Genomic DNA, 24,423 nt, shown 5'->3' with positions numbered 1-24,423 from the left:
TTTATTGTAAAAGCACAAGTAAACCATCTACAGTGTGGTGAAGTAAGTAGTAAGGGCTGAGTATGGCAGTAGCAAATAAAACAGCAGCGAACCAACAGGCAACCGATCAACATTCAAGGGATCACCAAGAAGCTAAGCAAACGCCGGTAAAACGTGTTGTAGTTGCAGGCGGCGGCACAGCAGGGTGGCTAACAGCGGCATTGCTCAAAAAAGTCATTGGCGACGCAGTGAATATTACCCTGGTCGAATCTGAGGCTATTGGCACAGTAGGCGTAGGCGAGGCCACCATCCCGCCCATTAGACTAGTTAATCAAGTGCTGGGTATTGACGAGGCCACTTTTCTTCGCGATACCAAGGCCACCATTAAGCTGGCAATTCGCTTTGAAAACTGGAAGCAACAGGGGCAACAGTACTACCACACGTTTGGTGCGCCAGGCAAAAGCATGGCGTTCTGTCATTTCCATCACTTCTGGCTAAAAGCACGTCAGCAGGGTTTAAAACATGATTTGTGGGAATATGACCTTAACTATTTAGCGGCTGAGGCAGGTAAATTTGCACGTATTAACGCGAAAGACCCGGTTTTAGAGCTTCCTTTTGCTTATCATTTTGACGCTTCATTGTATGCTAAATACCTGCGTAAACTTAGCGAGGGGCTGGGCGTTAAACGTGTTGAAGGTAAAATCAGCTACGTATCAAGACACAAACACAGTGGGAATGTAAAAGCATTACATCTCGAAAATGGCCATGCCATTGAAGGGGACTTGTTTATTGACTGTACAGGTTTTCGAGGGCTGTTAATTAATGAAACGCTGGGGGCAGGCTATGATGACTGGTCTCATTTATTGCCTTGTGACTCCGCCATTGCTGTAACTTCTGAACGCCATGAAAATACCGCACCCTTCACCCGTTCTATCGCGCACAGTGCTGGTTGGCAGTGGCGAATTCCTTTACAACATCGTAATGGCAATGGTCACGTATATAGTTCACGCTATATGAGTGATAGCCAAGCCCACGACACCTTGATGGCTAACCTTGACACTAAACCACTGGGCGATCCTAAACTCATTAAATTTACTACTGGCCGTCGTAGACAACAATGGTATAAAAATGTGGTCGCGGTAGGGCTTTCTTCTGGCTTCTTAGAGCCTTTGGAGTCTACCAGTATTCACCTTATTCAATCAGCTATCGTGAGGTTAATTAAGCTTTTCCCGCACCAAGGTATCTCAGATAGTGCGGTTAAAGAATACAACGCACAATCAAAAGTAGAATTTGAACAAATACGAGATTTTCTAGTATTACATTATTGTTTAAATGAACGCGAAGACAGTGATTTTTGGCGCGATATGCGCCATTTAACCCTGCCAGATTCGTTAACTCACAAAATGGCGTTGTTCAAACAAAATGGCAATTTAGTGCGTGAACAAAATGACTTATTTTTAGAGAGCTCTTGGCTGCAAGTTATGTATGGGCAAGGGCTAGTCCCTGAAGACTATCATGGGTTAGCGAATAGCTTTTCAGATGAGAAAACGCAAGCCATGCTATCGTCGTTGTATAACATTAAGCGTGAACCAATAGCATCGCTACCCACTCATGACGCATACATTCAATCAATGATTGATAGTGCAAATAAAACGTCTGTAAGCTTTTAATTTAATTGGCCTGTGTGCTGTGATGCAAGTTACTGTGTCTTGCTGTAAATCACCATAAATCGCGCCTCGTTATTTAACATTCCGAAGCCGTCAACGACTCCATTTCCCCCTTAAGTTATTCTTGAGGGGGACCTTCCTCATTGCAATTCAATATCTTACTTATCCTAATTAAGTTAGCCGCTGCTAATATTTAATTTTGTGTAAATTTAATGTAAATGAATACGTATGCATAGTGTTGCTCTCTTTTTATACAACCCGATACTATTTATGGCAGAACCATAAGTGACGGGTTTGGGTGTGGTATTCCCAAACCGTTGATAAAAAATAAGGAACGGGGCACCAATGAGAACATTCAAACTTAAGCCCATCATGGTGGCGTTGGTCAGCAGCGGGTTGGCATTTACTTTGCCAGCATACGCTCAACAAACGCAAGAAGACACCATTGATGAAGTCAGCGAATCTGCGATAAATAGTAACAATCAATCGAGTAGCCAATTAACAGGTGAAGATATACCGGTCGACAATATATCCGAGGAAACGCTCGAACGCATAGAGGTGAGGGGGTTTAGTACTAGCCTCATACAATCACTCAACCAAAAGCGTTTTTCTGACACGGTGTCAGAACAAATTTCTGCTGATGATTTGGGCGGTTTGCCTGATGTATCTATGGCAGATGCGCTTACCCGATTGCCAGGTATATCTGCAGTTCGTACAGGGGGCCAAGCGGCCGAGATTAACATTCGTGGTTTAGCGGGTGACTTTGTGTTCTCTACATTAAATGGACGTGAGCAAGTGTCTACCAGTGGAAGCAGAGCCATTGAGTTCGACCAGTACCCCTCAGAGTTAATCACCGAAGCGAGTGTATATAAATCGCCTAAAGCATCACTGATTGAAGGGGGGATCGCTGGAACGGTAGAGCTGAAGACAGCAAGCCCGTTAGCCATGGAGGAGCAGCATAAGTTCAGTGCCAATATGCGTGGCATGTATAACGACCGAGCCAGTGAGATATCGGATGCGAGCGAATTTGGTCATCGATTGAGCTTTTCCTATCAAGGAAAGTTCATGGACGACACCGTCGGTTTATCCCTAGGTTATGCACGCTTATTCCAACCCAGTGTTTCTACTCAGTTTGTGGGTTTAGCGTATAACGGGGCTGTTGATGTAGATGGTATTGAAGGTGACAACGACAGAGCTGGCACCGACTGCCCAGAATGTGAGCTTATTTCTGAAGGCTTTGAGATTCAACACAAGGGTGGCGAGCAAACTCGCGACGGTTACGTTGCAGCCATAGAGTGGGCGCCATTAGAAAACTTCACCTTAAAAGCCGATGCGTTTATCTCTAAGTTCGATTCAGAAGAATTTGCCCGTGGGTATCGAGTCAAGCTAGGGGGGATAACGGCAGGCATCACGAACCCTGTTATTGTAAACAATAGTGTGATTGGTGGCACTTTCTCACGAACAGACAGTAGCTTTACTCGAGTTGAGTTAGTTAACGACGACAACCAAGATTTCGATAGCGTTGAAAACTTTGGTATTAACGCAGATTGGGAAATTAGTGCTGACTTATCGGTGCAATTTGATGTGTCTCGTTCCACCGCGAAAAGTGATTTCCGTAATGGCTTGTTATGGTCTTTAGTCAGTGAAGATGCTAACGCTGTCAGCCCAGTGTTTGATGAGAACGTTCAAATCTCGTATTTGTTGAATGGCAACAACCTTCCTGATTTAGCATTTAATCAAGCAGATGCATTTTCCGATATCGATAGGGTGATGGTCAGTAAATACGGCATTTATCCATTTGTTAACAAAGACGAGCTTGATGCTTATAAGGTAGATTTCCAATATTTTGTCGATATGCCCATCGTGACTGGGTTGGAGTTTGGCTATCGCTATTCCGATAGAGAGTACAGTAACGATCGTTCGGTATTTGAATACGGAAACGACAGTGCGTTTTCTGCAAGTGAGCCACCGCTGCGTTTAACGGATGACATGGTAGAGCAAGTTGATTGGGCTGGCGATTTTAGTTATTTCCCAAGCTATTTGTCGGTAGATTTAAACAGTGCACTTAATGCATGGTTTCCAAGTGGCTATCCTCAACCAGTTCAAACCTGGGGGCCAGGGGCTGCTGGCGTGATTAATGGTCCAGGTACGGGGCCGTCTACATCTTGGACTATGCAAGAAAGTGGACAGGTCTTTGAAACTGTAAACTCCGCTTATTTGATGGCGGGACTCAGTACTGAGATTGCGGGTATGCCTGTAACCGGAAATGTGGGTGTTCGTTACGTAAAAACAAAACAAAGCTCTACCACTTACCAGCGTGCCACATCGTTAATTACCGATCCAGAAACCGGTGTCACAGTTGAAGTCAGTGATCCCACCGCTGGCGCGCAAAACATTACCGACGATGCCGGCCTTATTAACAACTTTTATCGCTTCACAACGCTTACTCACGAATACGACGATGTGTTGCCGTCTATCAACCTAAATTTTGCGCTTACGGATAATACGCAACTAAGAGTAGCCGCAGCTAAAGTGATGGGCCGTGCGCCTATCAATAGATTTGCGGCAAACGCTTCTACCACCGTTGAAACGGTAACCGCAGTGCAAGATAGAGATTCCGGGGAAGTGACCTTGTCGCAACCTACCGCCAAGGTAAACGGGAACGCGACAAATAGCCCGTACCTAGAACCTTTTTATGCCACCCAATACGATATTTCATGGGAATACTATTTTGATGATACCGAAGGGGCGTTAATACTGGCGGCATTCTACAAAGACATAGAATCTTTCATCGAAGAAATTAACATAGAACCTTATGATTTTAGTGGCAACGGCATTGTGGTGCCAGCGTCGGTTCAGGTTCCTGTGTATCTTGAGCCTGAATTTGTAGGGCAAGAGGCTGAGTTGTCACGGGATGCTGATGGCAACCCTATTTTTGTTACGGTTCCTACAGAAAATGGCAGCTATAGCACTGCAGTGAATAACGCTGAAGGTGGCTATATTCGCGGTGTTGAAATTGCCTACACTGAAATTTATAGCATGTTGCCAAGCTTCTGGTCTGGTTTAGGGGTAACCGCTAGTTACTCATACACGGAAAGTGAAATTCAACGTACGTTGAGTAGTTCGGTGTATTCGGATAGCTTGCCTGGCTTATCTGAAAATGTGGCCACGGTAACGCTATTTTGGGAATACGAAGGGTTTGAAACTCGCTTATCTGGGCGTTATCGCGATTTCTTTGTGTCTGAGCAAGTGGCAGTAAACGATCAAACCGTGAATTTTGATTCTGAACTGGTTGTTGATTACCAAGCATCCTATGAAATTAACGACAATTGGAGCGTATTGTTTCAAGTTAACAACGTTACCGACGAACCTACCAAAAGCTATTTCACCTCTTCTGAACAAACCGGCACCATTCAGTTTTTCGGAACGCAGTATTACTTGGGGATGACATATCAATTATGAGCATTTTACCTATCTCCCAGAAGCTGAAACCAAAGGCTATCGCTGCCAATACTGCGTTTATGAAAAAGAAAAATTTGGAGTTATCCATGTTAACAAAACCAATATCAATGCTGAAGATGTGGCGCATTGCAGTGCTTATCCTAACGGCGCTCTTTATAGTAGGTTGTGGAGGCTCAGGTGTTGAGTCTGGCTCGAACAATTTACTGACTTGTAATGTACCAAACGTACCTAATGCAGACGGCACAGCGTGCGTCGCGCCGCCGCCTATTCAATGTGATGCACCCACGGTACCTAATGAAACTAATGATGCGTGTGTAGTTGGCGCCGATCCGAGTTTGCCACTACCGGTATTTTTCCCTGCCGATAATCAAGCAGTTTTATACTACAACCGCGCGGCTGTTGATGCTGATAATTCCACAAACGACCCCGCGTACGAAGGCTGGCGTTTACATACATGGAACAATGATGAATGCGACGCTTATGCCGATGCAGATACTGACTGGGCAAACGGACGTCAACATACGGGTATCGATCCTAATTATGGTGCGTATTGGGTATTAGATTTAAAAGACAATTTTGATAACTGCCACAATTTTATCATTCACTTAGGCACTGACGATGCCGGTAAAGAGCTGGGCGGTTCAGACTTTCAAGCTTCGCTAGTTCAAGATGATGAAACGTACGTGCGTATGAACTTTACGTTGTCAGGGGAGCCCACGTTGTTTGAATACCCCATTATGTCTCTTGGACCACAGCCTGTAGATATAGAAGGTTTTGGTGCACATTGGTTAGATGCTAATACGATATTGTGGGATGTGGCTGATACCGTATCTACCGTGAAGCTTCACTATTCGGCGAATGCTGACTTAGAGAGTTCACTGGAAGATGGTATCAACGGCACCTCAATAGCGTTAATGCCTGCCACGTTAGATGAAAACCAAACTGCTGAAGCTGAAAACCTAGCGGCACTTCAGGCTTGGGAAGGAGACTGGAGCCTAGAGGACGCTAAAACTGTCTTAACCACTCAGGCCGTAGTAGGGGGGTATGACAGTGACGGGGTTCTAATAGCAGCAACAGGCTTACAAAACGCAAAGGCTATAGATGCTATCTATACCGCGGGTGATGAAGATGCAAACGAAGCAAGTTTAGGTGCTGTTTATTCTGACACGGGTATTGCTGTATCGGTATGGGCCCCCACAGCGCAAAATGTAGATTTGCTAACTTACAACGACAATAAAACCCTGGCGAGTCGCTATACGATGACGCGCGACACTAATACAGGTATCTGGCAATTTGAAGGCGATATGTCGTTAGATAGACAACTTTATCGCTATGAAGTCACGGTTTTTCATCCGCAAACGGGGGCGGTAGAAGTACTTGAAGTTACAGACCCTTATTCGGTAAGCCTTAGCACCAATGGCCGCTTCTCTCGCTTTGTGAACTTATCAGATGATGATTTAAAACCAGACGGGTGGGATACTCAGAACATTCCTACATTAGAAAACCCTGAAGATGCGGTTATTTATGAGGGCCATGTTCGTGATTTCAGTATTCGCGATATGTCTACAAGCGAAGCAAATCGTGGTAAGTATTTAGCATTTACAGAGCAAAACACGGCCCCTGTTTTACATCTACAAAAATTGGTTGAGGCAGGCTTAAACTACTTCCATGTGCTGCCCGCAAACGATATTGCCACCATTGATGAAGACCCAACAAAGACCGTTGGTTTATTCGACACGGTAGCAGACTTATGTCGCCTTAATGCGGATGCCGTGGTTTGTGAGGAAGAAAACAGTGCCATATTACTTATTGATGTATATAACAGCTACGACCCTCTCGCTGAAGCAGCGAAAGCACAGCAGCTCACAAGTGATATGCGTGCTATTGATGGTTTCAACTGGGGGTACGATCCACATCATTTCAACGCACCAGAAGGTAGCTATGCATCAAATGCAGAAGGTGTAGAACGAATTGTCGAAATGCGGGCAATGATTCAAGCCCTGCATGAGATGGGACTTCGTGTTGCATTAGATGTGGTATACAACCATACCAATGCTTCTGGCGTGTTTGCGAAATCTATACTGGACAAAGTTGTGCCTGGGTATTTCCATCGTTATGAAACCGACACCGGTGATATTGTTCGTGAAACCTGCTGTGATGATACTGAACCGCGTAACGTAATGATGAAAAAATTAATGCTGGATTCATTACTCCTGTGGACCGAGCATTACAAATACGATGCTTTTCGCTTTGACATCATGAGCCAAGCTTCTAAAGAAACGATGTTGCAATTGCGCAACAGCGTACAAGCATTAGATGAAGATAATTACTTCTACGGTGAGGGCTGGACGCGCATCGACAGAGGCTACGAACAAGCGAACCAGTTGAATATGGCCGGTACGCAAATAGGCACGTACAACGATAGAATTCGTGAAGCTATTCGCCAAGGTAATATCTTTTCACCTGAGTCTGACGCGCTGTTAAGCGACCAAGACAAAGTGAAAATGAGCATGATAGGCACACTGCAAGACTATGTGCTTGAAACCTCGGCAGGCGTAGCTAGCAATACCAGTAACCTAGGTGGTTACGCATTAGACCCAGCCGACATTATTAATTATGTATCTAAACATGATAATGAAACCTTATGGGATCAGCTGAACTATACATTACCAATGGAAATTTCGTTGAGTGAGCGCGTACGTGCACAAAACGTAGCTATCGGTATTCCGCTTGTGTCGCAAGGTATTCCATTCTTACAGATGGGCGGTGATTTACTGCGATCTAAGTCTATGGACAGAAACACCTATGACGCAGGTGATTGGTTCAATTTCGTTGATTTTACCTATGAAACCAATAACTGGAACGTGGGTTTACCGTTAGCTGAAGACAATGAAGTTCGTTGGGAAGAAATGGGGGAGTTTATTTATAGCCCAGAACGTGATGCATCTATGGCCGACATCATATTTGCGTCAGAGGTATTTAACGAGTTGCTTGCCATTCGTATGGAAAGTCCGTTATTTCGTTTAACCTCCGCTGACGACATCATCGACCGTATTGGCTTTCATAATATTGGTTCAAACCAGCAAAAAGGTTTGATAGCCATGAGCATTGATGACGGTGTTGCTTCTGACGCTGACACTGACGGAGAAGCCCGCGCCGATCTTGATACGCAAAATGATGCCATTGTTGTGCTTGTGAATACGGGGTACGAAACGAAATCCATTAGTATTAATACCGCAACTGGGTTTTCATTACATGCACTGCAAATGAACTCAAGTGATGAAGCGGTTCGAGGGGCAACGTTTAACGAAGCAGAAGACGGGAATGGTATTTTCACCGTTCCAGCACTGACTATTGCTGTATTTGTGAAACCACAATCAGGCTCACAAGGTTATGGGTTATCGGCCTATGCAACTTCTGGTGCGCCGGATGTTGTGCCTTATGGCGAGACTACCCCTTACCTTCGCGGCGATATGAACGGTTGGACGACTGATAACCCATTCATTTATAAAGGTGATGGCGTATACGAAGTTGCCGTTGCCCTTGAGGGTGGAACCACTTACGGCTTTAAGTTTGCTTCAGAAGATTGGGAAACGGTTAACTTTGGTGCTGCAGAAGCTGATGATGCTGCGCTGATAGAAAATGAGCCTAAAGTGTTAGCGCGGACCAACAATAATTTAGCATTCACGCCAGCAATAAACGCCACGTATTTATTTACCATTAATGCCTCTGAATCTGAATCACCGGTGCTAACGGTGATTAACGAAGAGCCCTATGTTGGAACACCTGTGTTTATTCGAGGTGCAGTAAACGATTGGGGCACCAGTGACGAACTTCTGTATCAAGGGGGGCGTATCTATATGGTGACAATGGACATAGACCCTGGTAGTTATGAATTCAAAGTCGCTTCTGAAGATTGGGATACGGTTAACTTTGGTGCATTAAGTGCTGATGACGCGGATAAAAATGTAAACGTTGGCCAAACGACTGCCTTGGCAAGAACAAACGATAATCTGCTTCTGACCATTGAAGAAGCTGACCGTTATGTGTTTGTTTTTGATGTGAATGACGAGAATAACCCTACTATAGGTGTGTATAAAGAGGCCTATTTCGGTGACACGGAAGTATACGTTCGTGGTGGGATGAACGGGTGGGGAACCACTGACCTATTTACCTATCAAGGTGATGGTGAATACACGGTAGACATTGAACTCAGCGTAGGAAGTGCAGAGTTTAAAGTGGCATCAGAAGATTGGAATACCGTTAACTTGGGTAATCCAAATGATGCGACATCTAACCTTGTGACCCCAGGGCAGCCAAAAGTGTTGTCATTTAGCAACAATAATCTCGTTATTGAAGTCAGTGATGCAGGGCTATACGAATTTAAAGTATCTGGCCCTAATGGTCAGTCGCCTACACTTACCGTAAACGCTAAATAATCCTCAAAATTTAGTTAAAAACTAAAGCCGTGGTTTTCCACGGCTTTTTCATTTGTTAAACCATTTTTCCATCAAGCAAATCAGCTTTTCTTTTACATCTTTCTCATCCGATTCCGGCAAAATAAAAGTTTGCGCTATTGGAACATAGTTTGCTTTATTTAACCTACGCTATAGGCGGTCACCACATGTCATTGCAACATAGTAAAAGTGCATGATTATGCACAGCTGCGCATTAACGAAAGGTATGCGCGTCGAAAGGTCTGTTTGAGTGACATTGTCATCCCTGGGCTTCACATGGCTAGGGGCGCTACAGTAGATGGATTTAATTAAGCAGTAAGGTCGACATATTGCGTTTACGGAGATTGAAACAATGAAATCAGCTTTAGTGGTAGAAGGTGGTGCGATGCGCGGAGTTTTTGCAGCTGGCGTATTGGATAAGTTCATGGAACAAAACTACTATCCGTTCGATTTCGCTATAGGAGTTTCAGCGGGAGCAACTAACCTTTCCACTTACGTGGCTAGAATGCCCGGTCTTAGCAAAACCATTATTACGCAATACGCCACTAAACGAGAATTTTTTAGCCCAATGAGATTTATAAAGGGTGGGCATATGACTGATGTACATTGGTTATGGCACCATTCTAAGAAGTCACTAGGTATACCAGCGCCAGGTGAAAAAGCAGCCATGCCATTGTATGTAGGGATCACCAACGTCGAGTCGGGAGAATGTGAATACATTCAAGCAACGGAAGCAAATGTTGATGCATTGATGGTGGCATCCTGTGCCATTCCAACAGCGTTCAGAGAGCAGCCCATCATAGAGGGCAAACGCTATGTTGATGGCGGTGTAGCTGATGCTATACCGGTAAGAAAAGCTTATGAGATGGGTGCCCGTGAGATTACTGTGGTGCTCTCTCAACCTAAGGGCTTTACAAAACCTACAGTGAAAACAGCGTGGCTGTTAGAAAAAATGTATGGCGGTCAACCTGCCTTACTAGATAAGATGAGGAAAAGATCAAATATTTATAACGAAACATTGAATTTTCTTTTAAATCCGCCGTCTGACTGCACGATTACGGTCATAGCGCCTGATGAAGCATTTTGCGTTAGGCGCTTAACAATGGATAAAAAGAAATTACTGCGTGGCTATGGGCAGGGAAGACGGATGGCAAGACGAGTTATATCGAACTCGAAAGTAGAATCGCAGATTACACACAGTAATAAAACCGTCGCGTAAATAAACTAAAGTATAACAATATTAAGCGATACCGAGCTAACTAATAAATTAGAATGGCGTGACATAGCAGTACCCAAAGTGGCAGTATCAAAAAACTATTGCGCAATAAAATAACAGAATAATAAAAAGAGGTCGTGTGAGTTCCCTTTCGCTTTCAAAGCAAACAGTAAGTATCGGGTTAGTGAACCCGAAAAACCCCGTTAATGTTGCCTCAATTTTACGAGCTGCAGGTTGTTACGGAGTATCAAGTGTGTTTTACACCGGATACAGATACCGGATTGCAAAGAACTTTAATGCTGATACGAAGGCTTTCCATAAAAAGATCCCTACTATTGGCGTTGATGACTTAAAAGAGGTCGTGCCAGAAAATGCAAGTGTAGTAGCCATAGAGCTAGTAGAAGGCGCGTTACCTTTACCAGAATTTAAACACCCCGAAAATGCAATGTACATTTTCGGACCAGAAGATGGCAGTTTAGATAAAAGCGTACTTGAGTGGTGTGACCATGTTGTCTACATACCCACCTATTCGTGTATGAATCTAGCTGCTACCGCTAACGTTGTTCTTTACGATCGTTTAGCAAAATCAGAGTATATCTCAGGTAATAGCCTCATACGTGAGAGCCGGGATAATAATAATCAATCAAAACTATAAATCGGTTTGAATCGTTGTATTCGAGAGTGAAATTGTGTGTGAGCACAAGGTGAGCTTTTGTCATGCTTTTCAAACTGGGCCTGCTAAATCTATAGAGGACCAAAAATTGAAAAAACGTGTCGCTACTTCGCTAAATAAATTAAAAACAATTCATAACCATATTTCTTCTAACTTGAAGAAATTGAGAAACAAAAGAAAGAAAAAACAGATGGATGAGCTATCAAATTTTTTCTTTAGTCGTTACTCACTTGTGGTAGCACAAAACAACGAAGACCGAGAGACATGTTTCAGCACAAGGCACGAAGTTTATTGTGAAGAAATGAACTTCGAAAAAGAGCGCTCTACGGGCTTGGAAATTGATAGATATGATGACTATTCTGTCAATTGTTACATCAAACACTTACCAACAGGGGATTGTGCAGGAACGATTCGTATCATTATGCCTGCTCTTCGCAACCAAGCCTTACCGCTAGAGGAAAAGTGTATTCACGCTATTGAAGACAAAGCGTTAGTGCCCGCTCAGCTTGGTAGAACTTCAATCTGTGAAATTTCTCGTTTAGCTATTCCGAAGTCGTTTAGAGTCAGACAACTTAAAGCTAAAGCGCCATTCAAGCCTTCTGGTAAACAGAAAGTGAGTAAAGCGGAAAGCGTGCTGCTGGAACACATACCTTATTTGTCTTTGGCGCTCTACTTCATCGCCCTAAGCATTTGCGTTGAACAGGAAATGGAATATGCCTACGTATTGATGGAGCCTAAATTGGCACGCCGGTTAAAAATGTTTGGGTTTAATTTTGAACGTTTGGGCGACCCAATTGACTACAACGGCTTGCGTGCCGTGTATCGCATTAAGCCAAAATCTATCGAGAGTGAATTAACACCGGCGCTGCGTAGCTTTTTATTGCGAATTAAAAATGATCTTACCGGCAGCTTAACTGAAAATATGTTTGGTGCCACCATGAAAGCAGAAGAAGAATTTACTGCCAGTAAAGCGGCATAGTATCTGTATAATTTTGAGCACTTTTTTCTCTATAGACGACTAAAATATTCCAGATTGAGGGACAAATCGAAGAACAAGGGAAACGGAACAAAGCAATCACATCGTATTAATTTATTACTGAATACGTATGGAATTGTTTTAACATTCCCTTAACGAGTATGCTATTTGGCAATCCAATACAAAGGTATGCTTGTAGTGTTAGATATCAAAAATACAAATCACCTCCACGTGCTCAAAAGTGTGGCAAAAAACGCGGCACAAACTCCTCTAATAAGCGCTGACAAAAGCTCAAAGTTTAAGAAATTAACGGTAGCGGTTTTATCTCTAGGCCTATTATCCTGTATCGCTTACCCACAGTCAGGAGCCGATCTCATGGAAAATGAGAACGCGAATAACTCAGTGACAGAAATTCCCTCTAATTCTGGCAAGCCCGTGGTATATCAGGTCTTTACTCGATTGTTCGGGAATACCAATACAACCAATAAACCTTGGGGCACAATCGAAGAAAATGGTGTGGGGAAATTTAGTGATTTCACGCCACAAGCGCTTCAAAGTATTAAAGCCTTAGGTACCACTCATATTTGGTATACCGGTGTACCACATCATGCCCTCGCTACCAGCTACCTTAATTTTGGTATTACTGACGATGATCCTGATGTTATTAAAGGGCGTGCCGGTTCACCTTATGCAGTTAAAGATTATTACAACGTTAACCCTGATTTAGCAGATAACCCCGCAAATCGGTTACATGAATTTGAAGCGCTTATCCAGCGCACTCATCAGCACGGTATGAAAGTGGTTATCGATATAGTGCCTAATCATGTTGCACGCCGTTATCAATCTTTTTCGCCACGCCATGATAACTTCGGTGCTAACGATGATACATCGCAAGGGTATTCTCGAGACAATAATTTCTATTACATACCCAATACACCTTTTGTATTGCCAGAGGGCGTTGCAGATACCGTTTTAGGCGGCAAAGCTACTGAAAAAAATCAGCATCATTTGGTTGACGGAAAGTTTGATGAATTTCCGGCTAAATGGACGGGCAACGGCAGTCGAGCACCACAGCCCGATATTAACGACTGGTATGAAACCGTTAAGATTAATTACGGCGTAAAACCAGACGGAAGCTACGACTTTCCTAAGTTACCAGAAGCCTATCGGAATATGCCTGTAGAAGAGCATGCCGCTTTTTGGGCTGATAAATCGTTACCTGATTCGTGGTACAAATTCAGAGACATCGCCATTTACTGGCTAGATAAAGGCGTTGATGGTTTTCGGTTCGACATGGCTGAAATGGTGCCCGTAGAATTCTGGTCATTTTTAAACAGCGCCATTAAACACAGAAACCCGGATGCGTTTTTGCTAGCGGAAGTTTATCAACCCGATAGATACAGAGACTACATTCAGCTAGGAAAGATGGATTATCTCTACGATAAAGTGGGCTTTTATGACACCTTGAAAACGATAATGAAAGGAGAGGGTAAGGTAAGTGAGTTGGTTAGTGTGCACGATGAAGTTAGCGATATTGCGACTCATATGCTGCACTTTCTCGAGAACCACGACGAACAACGTATCGCTAGTCCAGAATTTGCTGGAAGTGCAGAAAAAGGTAAACCTGCGCTCGCCGTTAGCGCACTGATAAGTGCTTCACCAACCCTATTGTATTTTGGTCAGGATTTAGGTGAGGACGGTAGTGAAGAAGCGGGGTTTGGCGACCCTAGTCGTACTTCAATTTTTGACTATATTGGTGTGCCCGCACATCAGCGGTTTATGAATGGTGGCAAGTTTGACGCAGGCCAGTCTTCAAGCGAAGAAAAAGCATTACACAATTTCTATAAAGAGACTATGGGTATTGTAGCTACTAATCCTGCTGTAACCGGAAAATATGAAAGCCTACATGCATTGAATCTCGCCGCAGACAGCACAGCATACACGGAAATGCAATTTGCTTTTGTGAGAAAAAAAAATGAGCATGGTATAGTTGTTATTGCTAACTTTAGTACAGAATCTTCTGGCACTATAACGTTAACCATTCCTATTTCTACACTACAAAAAAATACCACTGAACTCACTCTTGAGCCTTTACTTTCTCATAAAGGAATAACATTTAATCTCAGTGGTTCGAATTACACAGCGACACTTTCATTAAACGGATTAGAAACAAGAGTATTCGAATTTTAACTACTTGTGTGAATTTTGCTTCGATTGCAGAATCAAAACCTTCTATTTATGTTAATTCGCATGGATTTTTACTTGCCGATTCGTGAATACGTATGCATAACATTGGTTCAAATCAAAGCGCAGGTTAGTATCTGAATTCTGTCTTTCACTTAACGTAATTTTAACATGGGGTTGATGTGTTCAATTTAAACCGCGTAAATAAGGCCGTTCGTCCAATAGGCATTCCAAAGCGAAAAAGTGTTCTAATGGCACTTTTTACATCTGCATTAATACTTCCCGTATTTAACTGTTATTCATCACAAGAAAGTAGTTTAGACGTTTACCCACCTAACTGGTGGGTAGGTATGCATGATAGTAATGTTGAACTGATGATCTATGGCGACGATATAGCTGATGATACGGTTACAATTGTTAATAGCGACGTTGTGCTTCGAGAAAAGCATGCACTTGAAAGCGCGAACTACTTGTTCGTTACATTAGATACTTCAAAAGCAAAAGCTGGAGATGTCGAACTCCGATTTGTCGATACTGATGGCTCTACACGCGACATTAGTTATTCGTTGCAAAAGAGAAGGGATGGTTCTGCGTTACGAAAAGGTTTTGGTCCGCGAGATGCTATCTACTTGATTGCTCCAGACAGGTTTGTTAATGGCGACAAAGACAACGACGATATTGAGGGATTTATCGACAAGGCGGATCGCTCGTTAAAAGGCGGTCGGCATGGCGGTGACATTGAAGGTATTATTCAGCATCTTGATTACATAGAAGCGTTAGGCTTTACCCAACTGTGGTCCATGCCGCTTCTTGAAAACGCTATGGATACATATAGCTATCATGGTTATTCGACTACAGACTATTACCAAATTGACCCTCGCTATGGTACTAACGAAGACTTCTTGATGTTAAGTCACGCAGCAAATAAACGGGGTATTGGTGTTATCATGGATATGGTTCTCAACCATATAGGTAGCAATCACAAATGGATGGAAGATACCCCTTCAAGTGACTGGATAAACAATGATAGTAAGTTTATTGGTACTACGCATAAACGTGAGTCACTTCACGACCCTCATGCGATAAAAAGTGATATCAAAGGATTTAGCGATGGTTGGTTTGTACCTACCATGCCAGATTTAAATCAACGCAATCCTCATCTTGCAAACTATCTTATCCAAAATGCCATTTGGTGGGTTGAAAGTGCTAATTTAAGTGGGATTCGAGTAGATACGTATTCGTACCCCGATAAAGCTTTTTTAAGCGATTGGACGAACCGTCTAATCAGCGAGTACCCGAAGCTCAATATAGTAGGAGAAGAATGGTCAGTTAACCCTGCTATAACAGCTTATTGGCAAGCAGGGAGTAAGAGACATGATGACTACGATAGCGCGTTGCCTTCCGTCATGGATTTTCCACTACAAGCAGCAGTCATTAAGGCGCTGACTAACGAAGAAAGTTGGAATTCGGGGTTTATCAGTATATATGAGACACTCGCCACTGATTTTCTTTACGGCGATCCGAACAACTTGGTTATATTTCCTGACAACCATGACATGAGTCGAATTTATACACAACTTGGTCATGATGTAGAAAAGTGGAATATGGCGATGTCGTTACTGCTTACGACTCGTGGGATACCTCAGGTGTTTTACGGCACCGAAATACTCATGCAAAACGAGGGCAGTGAGGACCACGGCATTATTCGTTCTGACTTTCCAGGCGGTTGGCCTTCTGATAGTAAGAAAAATGCATTTACTGGCAAAGGATTAACTACCGATGAACGTTGGGCTCAGCAACGGATCAAACAACTTCTTCAACTGCGAAAAACACACCCTTTACAATTTGAAGGCTCTCTTAAACATTACGCCCCAACTGATGGTGTTTATACGTTTTTCCGTGAACCTATTTCAACACCCGAGGGCAAGAAAAATAGTAAGATTAGCGCACTAACGCCAAATGAAACGCAAGGTGACAAAATTATGGTTATCTTAAATAAAGAGACTGTGGATTTACCGATGACTACCTATGACGAAATGCTGTCTTCACACAAAACGTTAACGCGTGTAAGCGATGGTAAGTCATACAAAACCACTGATACCATATCTTTACCGGCTATGTCCGCAACCGTTTTTATTGCGCATTAATGCGAATTATCTAAGTAAAACAATAAATAGAGCAAAATATGCAAGCAACTCAACCACGCCTTTCTTTCTGGCAAATATGGAACGTCAGTTTTGGCTTTCTTGGCGTACAATTTGGCTTTGCGCTGCAAAATGCCAATGTGAGCCGAATCCTTTCCGACCTAGGGGCAGACCTACATTCATTATCACTTTTCTGGCTAGTAGCGCCAATTATGGGGTTAATTGTACAACCTATTGTTGGCTCAGCGTCTGACAGAACCTGGAACCGTTTAGGTCGAAGACGACCTTTTATTCTTGCAGGTGCTGTAGCTGCAGTACTAGGTATGATTTTATTACCTAATGCGCCTTTATTTGTGGCCTTTCTAGCGCCGATGCTAATGGGGGCGCTGATGGTCGCGCTAATGGATGCATCGTTTAATGTGTGCTTTCAGCCTTTCCGCTCTTTAGTGTCGGATATGGTGCCACCGTCGCAGCGTAACATTGGTTATTCCATACAATCGTTGCTAATCAATATTGGTGCAGTAATAGGTTCAATTTTGCCCTTTGTGTTAACTAACGTGGTTGGCCTTGAAAATACTGCGCAAATGGGAGAAGTCGCACCGTCTGTTATTTGGGCTTTCTATATTGGGGCTACGGTATTGCTTGGTACGGTTATCTGGACTGTTTTTCGCACCAAGGAATACTCGCCCGAAGAGTACAATAGATACAAAGGCCTAAGCACTGAAAATGACGTTAAGCCAGAAATTACGCCAAAAGCACCATTTATCGAGCGTATGAAAGCATTTTTTTCCTTGGTTGTTCATATGCCTAAAACCATGAAGCAACTTGCCGTAGTGCAATTTTTCTCATGGTTTGCGCTATTTATTATGTGGGTATACACCACACCTGCAATTACCCAGCACATTTGGGGAGTGGACAAAATATGGTGGGATCCAGCGCACATTGCCTCAGTTGCTCAAGTACCCGACGCTATTGTAGCCGCTAAAGGCGCAGCCGGTGACTGGGTGGGTATATTGTTTGCTGCTTATTCGGTATTCGCAGCCGTCTTCTCAGTATTTCTCGCTCGACTCGCCGACAAGTTTGGCAGAAAAACTATTTACGCTGGGGCGTTAATTTTAGGTGGCTTAAGCTACGTTAGTTTTCTGTTCTTCCAAGACCTCACCATGGTGAATGTAAACTTATTGATTACTGAAGTTACCGTGCCCCTTGGGGCAGTGAAGCTTCTTATCCCAATGATTGGGGTAGGGATTGCATGGGCCGCTATTTTAGCGATGCCTTATGCCATGCTAGCGGGCGCGTTACCGGCCAACAAAACCGGCGTTTATATGGGCATATTTAACTTCACGGTAGCCGCACCACAGATAGTGTCTGGCTTAACCGCAGGCTGGATTTTAAGTAGTGTGTTCGATAACGAAGCTAAATACATTATTGTTGTCGCCGGAGCGTCCATGTTATTGGGGGCCATCGCTGTATTTTTCGTAAAAGAACACGACGTAGTAGAAGCTGAAGTCGCTGATAAGGAACTAGCATAATGATTCATAAAGTAAAAAACCTTACCGTTGCCGTTACACTTGCTTTGGGAGTAGGCACGATAACAGGTTGTGCTAATTCGTCTGCGTCTATTTCTACGGATTCGCCACAGCTCAAGGCAGAAGCTAAATCTGCCATGTCAGCTTCAGCAGCTTCTACTAATAAAGCTAATACACAAGTCACAGTTTTAGGCACCACCACACCGTTTGCCAGCGAAGCAATTTATTTTGTAATGACTGACAGATTCGTTGATGGCGACCCCAGTAATAACCATGAAGAACAAGGCGGGGAGTTTCCGACTTGGCAGCTACCTATGGAAAGTTCTGACGGTGAAAAAGCCTATGTCGGCTATATGGGCGGCGACCTCAAAGGGGTGCTAAACAATGGCGACTATATTCGTGATATGGGTTTTACGGCGGTATGGATGACACCCGTGCTAGAAAATCCAAACCAATCATTTAGTGGAGATGAACAAATCACCTATGGCGGCGCTTTTAAAGACGGCGGCAAAACGGGCTACCACGGTTATTGGGCGACTAATTTTTATAAAGCTGATGAGCATTTGATAAGTAGCGACTTAAGTGTGAAGCAATACACCACACAAATGCGTGAAAACTTTGGTTTAAAATCGGTATTTGATATTGTGGCAAACCACGGTACGCCAAGCTTTACCATGCCCTCTGACCAACCTGGATACGGTGAAATTTATAATGCAGAAGGCGAATTAGTTGCTGATCACCAGAATCTAGCCCCTGAAGACTTAGACCCCAAAAATAATCCCTTGCATGAATTTTTTCATGATTACCCAGATTTGGTAAAACTCTCTAACCTTGATGATCAAAACCCCAAGGTAAGAGATTATCTTATCAATAGTTACCTTTACTGGATTTCACAAGGCGCGGATGCGTTTCGTATCGACACCATTCGACACGTACCTCATGACTTTTGGCGAGAAATGTCTGACCGGGTGAGGGCAGAGCATCCCGACTTCTTTATGTTCGGCGAAAGCTTCCAATATGATGCGAACTTTATTGCGCAGCACACACTTCCAAAAAATGGAGCGGTAAGTGTGCTCGACTTCCCGATGCAAGAAGCCATGGTAAAGGTGTTCGAAAAGCCACTTGAAAGTGACTTCGCTACCTTAGCCGACACCTTGTATTTAACCCATGGGCCTTATAATAACCCTTATGATTTAACTACCTTTTATGACAACCATGACATGGCGCGTATTAACGCTACCGACAATGGTTTTATTAATGCCCATAACTGGTTGTTTACGGTTCGTGGTATTCCTGTGGTGTATCAAGGGTCAGAAATTGGCTTTATGCGTGGTACGTCTGAACACCAAGGTAACCGCAATTACTTTGGCCAAGATAATATAGACAACGCAAAGTCTCATCCTATTGCCACCGAATTGGCTAAAATTGCAAATGTGCGTAAAAACACACCAGCACTTCAACGAGGTTTGCAGTTCAATCTTGAATTAGCCGGGCATGAAGCCACATTTTACCGTGTTTTACAAAGTGATAGTGCACAACAAACCGCATTGGTACTGCTCAATAAGGCCGATAAACCTGCCGATTTCAGTGTTGATGAATATATGCAAGCTGGCACATGGACTGAGCAGTTGTCTGGCGAAACACGTGAATTGGTTACCGGTGACGCGTTAACAACCTCAGTGCCCGCTAACGGCGTTCAAGTATGGGTTAGGGAAGGGGCGTTAGATTCAGATGCCCTAGAAGCGGCGCTTATTAAGGAAATGTCGGCGCAGTAAATTTTACCTCGCAATAAAAAAGCGCTTGTTGCTCGTTTAATACTAATAACAACAAGCGCCTTTTCATTATTTGTAAATCATGTTTTAGCGGGGCATATTCTATAACTAAGCAGCTCAAGATAGCTAACCTAAGATAGTTAGCCTAGCGAGTTAGCCAGGCTTATTAAATTAGGCAACCAAGACTTAGGCAGCCAAGACTTAGGCTGCCAAGACTTAGGCTGCCTAGGTTTTTGCCCCACATGAATGCCTAATTATGACTTCCGCTGGCATGAGAAAATCTTCCACCTTTTCATTTGAAATAGCTTTAATTAACGTACTGACCAATAATTCACCGGCTAGCTTTGTGTTTTGCTGAACGGTAGTTAACGCAGGGGTCGTGAAGGCCGATACAGCAATATTATCGTAACCTACCACTGCAATATCGTCAGGCACTTTAAGCGCTGTTTGCCTTAACGCTCTCAAAACGCCCATAGCAATAAGATCAGATGCGCAAACAATAGCGTCAGGTAAGCCTGCTTCGTTAGTTTTAGCATCGTTCAACATACCTTGAATAGCATCAAAGCCAGCTTCTTCGGTAGAAACCGCATCACTTTGCAACGAACTTTCGTATAAATTATGGCTTGTTAGCGCCTCTGTATAACCTTGAAAACGAGCCATAAACTCAGGGGCTTCATTGCCTGAATCGCCGATAAACGCAAACCGAGTTCTACCCAGGGCGATTAAGTGTTCGGTAATGCTGTAACCACCTTGAAAATTATCACAGCCAACACTCACACCTGGATGAGCGGCATCGGGTGCGCCCCAACGAACGAAATGTGTGCCTTGTGACTCAAGTTGTGCCACTTTACTGCGATAATCGGTGTAATCACCGTAACCCAATAAAATTATGCCATCTGCTTTATTTGAGTCTTCATATTCTGCATGCCAGTCATCTTCCAAGTTTTGGAACGACACCAGCAAGTCGTAACCCGCAGCCGCACAGGCACGGGTAATACTTCCTAACATGGCGAGGAAGAAAGGGTTAATCATTGAATCATCTGAGGTGGGATCTTCAAACAACAAAAGTGCAATGGTGCTACTTTTTTGCTTGCGTAGATTACTGGCATTCTTATCAACTTTATAATTAAGTTCGCGAGCAATGCGCTGAACCCGATCACGGGTTTCTTGATTTACCAAGGGGCTGTTATTCAGTGCTCTTGATACTGTTGATTGAGAAACGCCTGCCAAATGTGCAATATCAAAAGAGGTTGCTTTTTCTTTCATGGGCACCATGTTTGTCTGCTACGACCGAGTTGTCGACAAGAAGAAAGATACCATACTTTCCTCTAACCACGCTTTATTTGCTAGTCACACGCCTTTTTTTAATACAAGAAACAGTAAAAAAACGTTTCATCGCGTTAAAACTAATCACTTGTAAGGCTAGGTGTAATAAAACGTGGTTGTCAGTTTTAGGTCAGTGTTATACTAATCCACAATATTAATTAATTTTAAACGTTAAGATTATTTTTAAACGTTAATTCAAACGCTAAGGGGAACACGCGAATGGCCGAGACTGAGCACCGTCCGACCAACTTTATCCGTCAGATCATCGACAAAGACCTTGCCAATGGTGTGCACGAGAGTATTAAAACTCGGTTCCCGCCGGAGCCAAATGGCTTTTTGCATATTGGTCATGCAAAGTCTATTTGCCTAAATTTTGGTGTTGCTCAAGATTACTCAGGTTCTTGTAATCTGCGCTTCGACGACACAAATCCAGCAAAAGAAGACATTACTTTCGTTAACTCTATCAAAGAAGACGTTAAATGGTTGGGTTTTGAGTGGGATGGTGAAGAGCGTTACTCTTCAAATTATTTCGATCAGCTTCATGGTTTTGCGAATGAATTAATCGACAAAGGCCTAGCTTATGTCGACTTTTCTACTCAAGACGTTATGCGCGAACTACGTGGCACATTGACTGCGCCAGGTAAGAACAGCCCATACCGTGATACCGACGTTGAAACCAATCAGCGTGAATTCGCTAAGATGACAGCGGGCGAATATAAAGAGGGTGAGTGTAGCCTTCGCGCCAAAATAGATATGGCTTCACCTTTTATGTGCATGCGTGACCCGGTAATTTACCGTGTTAAACACGCCCACCATCATCAAACGGGTGACAAATGGTGTGTGTACCCCATGTACGACTTTACGCACTGTATTTCGGATGCGATTGAAGGTATTACCCATTCCTTGTGTACTTTGGAGTTCCAAGACAACCGCCGTTTGTATGATTGGGTGATTGAAAATATTACTATTGACAGCACACCACGTCAGTATGAGTTTTCACGTCTTAACCTTGAATACACCGTATTGAGCAAACGTCGATTAATTCAGCTGGTTGAAGAAAATCACGTGAGCGGGTGGGACGACCCTCGCATGCCGACTGTGGCAGGCTTACGTCGTCGTGGTTATACCGCGGGTTCAGTACGTGAATTTTGCAAGCGTATTGGCGTGACTAAAATGGACAACATGGTAGAAATGTCCATGCTAGAAGCGTGTGTTCGTGAAGACTTAAACGTGAACGCACCTCGTGCGATGGCAGTTCTCGATCCTATTAAATTAGTGATTGAAAATTACCCAGAAAACGACAGTGAAATTTTAATAGCGCCAAATCATCCTAGTGATGAGGCTATGGGCACACGCGAAATTAGTTTCGGTCGTGAAATTTGGATTGAAGCAGAAGATTTTCGCGAGTCAGCAAACAAAAAGTTCAAGCGTTTAGTGCTAGATAAAGAAGTGCGCTTACGTAATGCGTATGTGGTTAAAGCTAACCGTGTTGAAAAAGACGCAGAAGGTAACGTAACCACGGTTTACTGTACCTATGATGCTGACACGCTAGGTAAAGACCCGGCTGATGGCCGCAAGGTTAAAGGCGTTATCCATTGGGTTGACGCAGGAACAGCGCAGCAAGCTGAGTTTAGGTTGTACGATCGTTTGTTCAACGTGCCTAACCCCGCCGCTGAAGAGAACTTTACTGATGTGATAAACCCAGAGTCATTAACGGTTCTGACTGGCTGGGCTGAAGCTGGGCTTGCCAGTCGTGCGCCTGAAGCAGGTGCATGGCAGTTTGAGCGTACTGGTTATTTTTGTTTAGATGCAGACAGTACAGACGATAAGCCTGTATTTAACCGCACGGTAGGGTTACGTGATACGTGGGCTAAAATAGGCGACTAAGCCACGCCATCAAGAAAACATAAAGTATCACTATTATAAAGCCGCGTTTACGCGGCTTTTTCTATGGCTATGTGTTGGTAGTCACTTTTAGCGCTTAGGTTGGCAATCAAGAGATTGACCATTCACATCAATACTGTCGTTACCCATGAGGTAAAGATACATAGGCATGATGTCAGCAGGTGTTTTCAATGTATCAGGGTTTTCAGCAGGAAAAGCCTGCGCGCGCATATTGGTGCGTGTGCCACCTGGGTTAATACAGTTAAAGCGTAGCGACTTATTTTGATACTCGTCAGATAACGTCTGCATGACACCTTCTGTAGCGAACTTCGATACCGCATAAGTCCCCCAAAACGCGCGACCTTTTCGCCCAACGCTAGAGGTAGTAAAAATAACCGATGCATTGTCAGCTTTTTCTAGGGCAGGGATTAGCGCCTGCGTTAAGAAAACCGTACCATTTACGTTGGTTTGCATCACATCAAGCCATTCTTGTTGCTCAATATCTTTAAAAGAACTTAAATGCCCAAGCACAGAAGCGTTGTGTAACACACCATCTAACTTACCGAATTGGTCTATAATGGTTTGCGTCATTTGTTGATAGTGTGACGGTGTTGCGCCTTTTATATCTAGCGGTACTATTGCAGGTTCAGCACTTCCAGCACTTCCAGCATTTACGATTTCGTCGTAAACGGCTTCTAGCTTAGAGACGGTTCTGCCTAATAAAATACAGGTGGCACCATGTTTTGCGTAAGTCCGCGCTGCTTGAGCACCGATGCCATCGCCAGCACCTGTGATAAGAATGACTTTACCCTTTAATAAATCGGCAGGGGCTTGATAATCGTTCATCAGTATCCTTAATAAATTCGCATATAGTTATCTGCGCAATAGGTTCAAATTATATAGGTGCAGATGATACTCACACTACGCAATAAGTAAAACTTTCGAAGTATAAAAACACCAAACGTAAAAAAAAATAACGTTTAGCGTTAACAAAACTTTGCAAAGTTGCAACAAAGTTAATAAGATTGAGGGAGATACAACTGGTCTAACATGTTTGAAGCTCGGTGAGTTTGCAGTAAGAACAAGGCGTTAAAGGTGCCAGCTTACAAGCAATGCGAGTTTTAGATACACAGAATAACAACAATGCTTGTAGG

Annotated in this window: 13 protein-coding genes; 11 read left to right on the top strand and 2 right to left on the bottom strand. The window is 43.5% G+C overall.

Annotated features, from left to right (window positions below):
* The first annotated feature begins 62 nt into the window (after positions 1 to 62).
* The 10 genes from KYS23_RS08185 (at position 63) to KYS23_RS08140 (ending at position 20,062) form a co-directional block, all read left to right on the top strand.
* Positions 63 to 1,649 carry a tryptophan halogenase family protein gene (locus KYS23_RS08185; protein ID WP_218418362.1) on the top strand — a complete coding sequence of 529 codons (1,587 nt, stop codon included), beginning with the start codon at positions 63 to 65 and terminating at the stop codon, positions 1,647 to 1,649.
* A gap of 342 nt (positions 1,650 to 1,991) precedes the next feature.
* Positions 1,992 to 5,108 carry a TonB-dependent receptor gene (locus KYS23_RS08180; RefSeq protein ID WP_218396461.1) on the top strand — a complete coding sequence of 1,039 codons (3,117 nt, stop codon included), beginning with the start codon at positions 1,992 to 1,994 and terminating at the stop codon, positions 5,106 to 5,108.
* A gap of 86 nt (positions 5,109 to 5,194) precedes the next feature.
* Positions 5,195 to 9,547 (top strand): alpha-1,6-glucosidase domain-containing protein, encoded by a 4,353-nt coding sequence (locus KYS23_RS08175; RefSeq protein WP_420838750.1) that lies wholly within the window; start codon positions 5,195 to 5,197, stop codon positions 9,545 to 9,547.
* Positions 9,548 to 9,917: 370 nt separating this feature from the next.
* The gene (locus tag KYS23_RS08170) at positions 9,918 to 10,784 is read left to right on the top strand and encodes a patatin-like phospholipase family protein (RefSeq protein WP_218396463.1); all 867 of its coding nucleotides are present in this window, start codon (positions 9,918 to 9,920) and stop codon (positions 10,782 to 10,784) included.
* 136 nt (positions 10,785 to 10,920) lie between these two features.
* Positions 10,921 to 11,436 carry an RNA methyltransferase gene (locus tag KYS23_RS08165; RefSeq protein WP_057791637.1) on the top strand — a complete coding sequence of 172 codons (516 nt, stop codon included), beginning with the start codon at positions 10,921 to 10,923 and terminating at the stop codon, positions 11,434 to 11,436.
* A 208-nt stretch (positions 11,437 to 11,644) separates the two neighbouring features.
* Positions 11,645 to 12,433 carry a PEP-CTERM/exosortase system-associated acyltransferase gene (locus KYS23_RS08160; protein ID WP_218396465.1) on the top strand — a complete coding sequence of 263 codons (789 nt, stop codon included), beginning with the start codon at positions 11,645 to 11,647 and terminating at the stop codon, positions 12,431 to 12,433.
* A gap of 372 nt (positions 12,434 to 12,805) precedes the next feature.
* A complete protein-coding gene (locus KYS23_RS08155) occupies positions 12,806 to 14,620 on the top strand; it encodes an alpha-amylase family protein (protein ID WP_246604330.1) in 1,815 nt (604 codons plus the stop codon).
* Positions 14,621 to 14,865: 245 nt separating this feature from the next.
* On the top strand, positions 14,866 to 16,761 hold the full coding sequence (locus KYS23_RS08150) for a glycoside hydrolase family 13 protein (RefSeq protein ID WP_218418361.1): 1,896 nt from the start codon (positions 14,866 to 14,868) through the stop codon (positions 16,759 to 16,761).
* Between the two features lie 38 nt (positions 16,762 to 16,799).
* Complete coding sequence (locus KYS23_RS08145; RefSeq protein ID WP_218396469.1) at positions 16,800 to 18,290, top strand: MFS transporter; 1,491 nt, start codon at positions 16,800 to 16,802, stop codon at positions 18,288 to 18,290.
* A 134-nt stretch (positions 18,291 to 18,424) separates the two neighbouring features.
* Positions 18,425 to 20,062 (top strand): alpha-amylase family glycosyl hydrolase, encoded by a 1,638-nt coding sequence (locus KYS23_RS08140; protein WP_232370723.1) that lies wholly within the window; start codon positions 18,425 to 18,427, stop codon positions 20,060 to 20,062.
* Positions 20,063 to 20,284: 222 nt separating this feature from the next.
* Here KYS23_RS08140 and KYS23_RS08135 read toward each other — a convergent pair whose 3' ends face one another.
* Positions 20,285 to 21,325: a LacI family DNA-binding transcriptional regulator gene (locus tag KYS23_RS08135; RefSeq protein WP_218396471.1), complete on the bottom strand. Its 1,041-nt coding sequence runs from the start codon at positions 21,323 to 21,325 to the stop codon at positions 20,285 to 20,287.
* Positions 21,326 to 21,604: 279 nt separating this feature from the next.
* On the opposite strand from KYS23_RS08135, the gene glnS reads away from it, so the two are divergent.
* On the top strand, positions 21,605 to 23,272 hold the full coding sequence (gene glnS, locus KYS23_RS08130) for a glutamine--tRNA ligase (protein ID WP_218396473.1): 1,668 nt from the start codon (positions 21,605 to 21,607) through the stop codon (positions 23,270 to 23,272).
* Positions 23,273 to 23,359: 87 nt separating this feature from the next.
* Here glnS and KYS23_RS08125 read toward each other — a convergent pair whose 3' ends face one another.
* On the bottom strand, positions 23,360 to 24,115 hold the full coding sequence (locus KYS23_RS08125) for a YciK family oxidoreductase (RefSeq protein WP_218418360.1): 756 nt from the start codon (positions 24,113 to 24,115) through the stop codon (positions 23,360 to 23,362).
* Between the last annotated feature and the right edge of the window lie 308 nt (positions 24,116 to 24,423).

This window comes from Alteromonas lipotrueae, from assembly GCF_019249255.1.
Taxonomy (GTDB): domain Bacteria; phylum Pseudomonadota; class Gammaproteobacteria; order Enterobacterales; family Alteromonadaceae; genus Alteromonas; species Alteromonas lipotrueae.
This window is presented reverse-complemented; position numbering and strand designations above follow the sequence as displayed.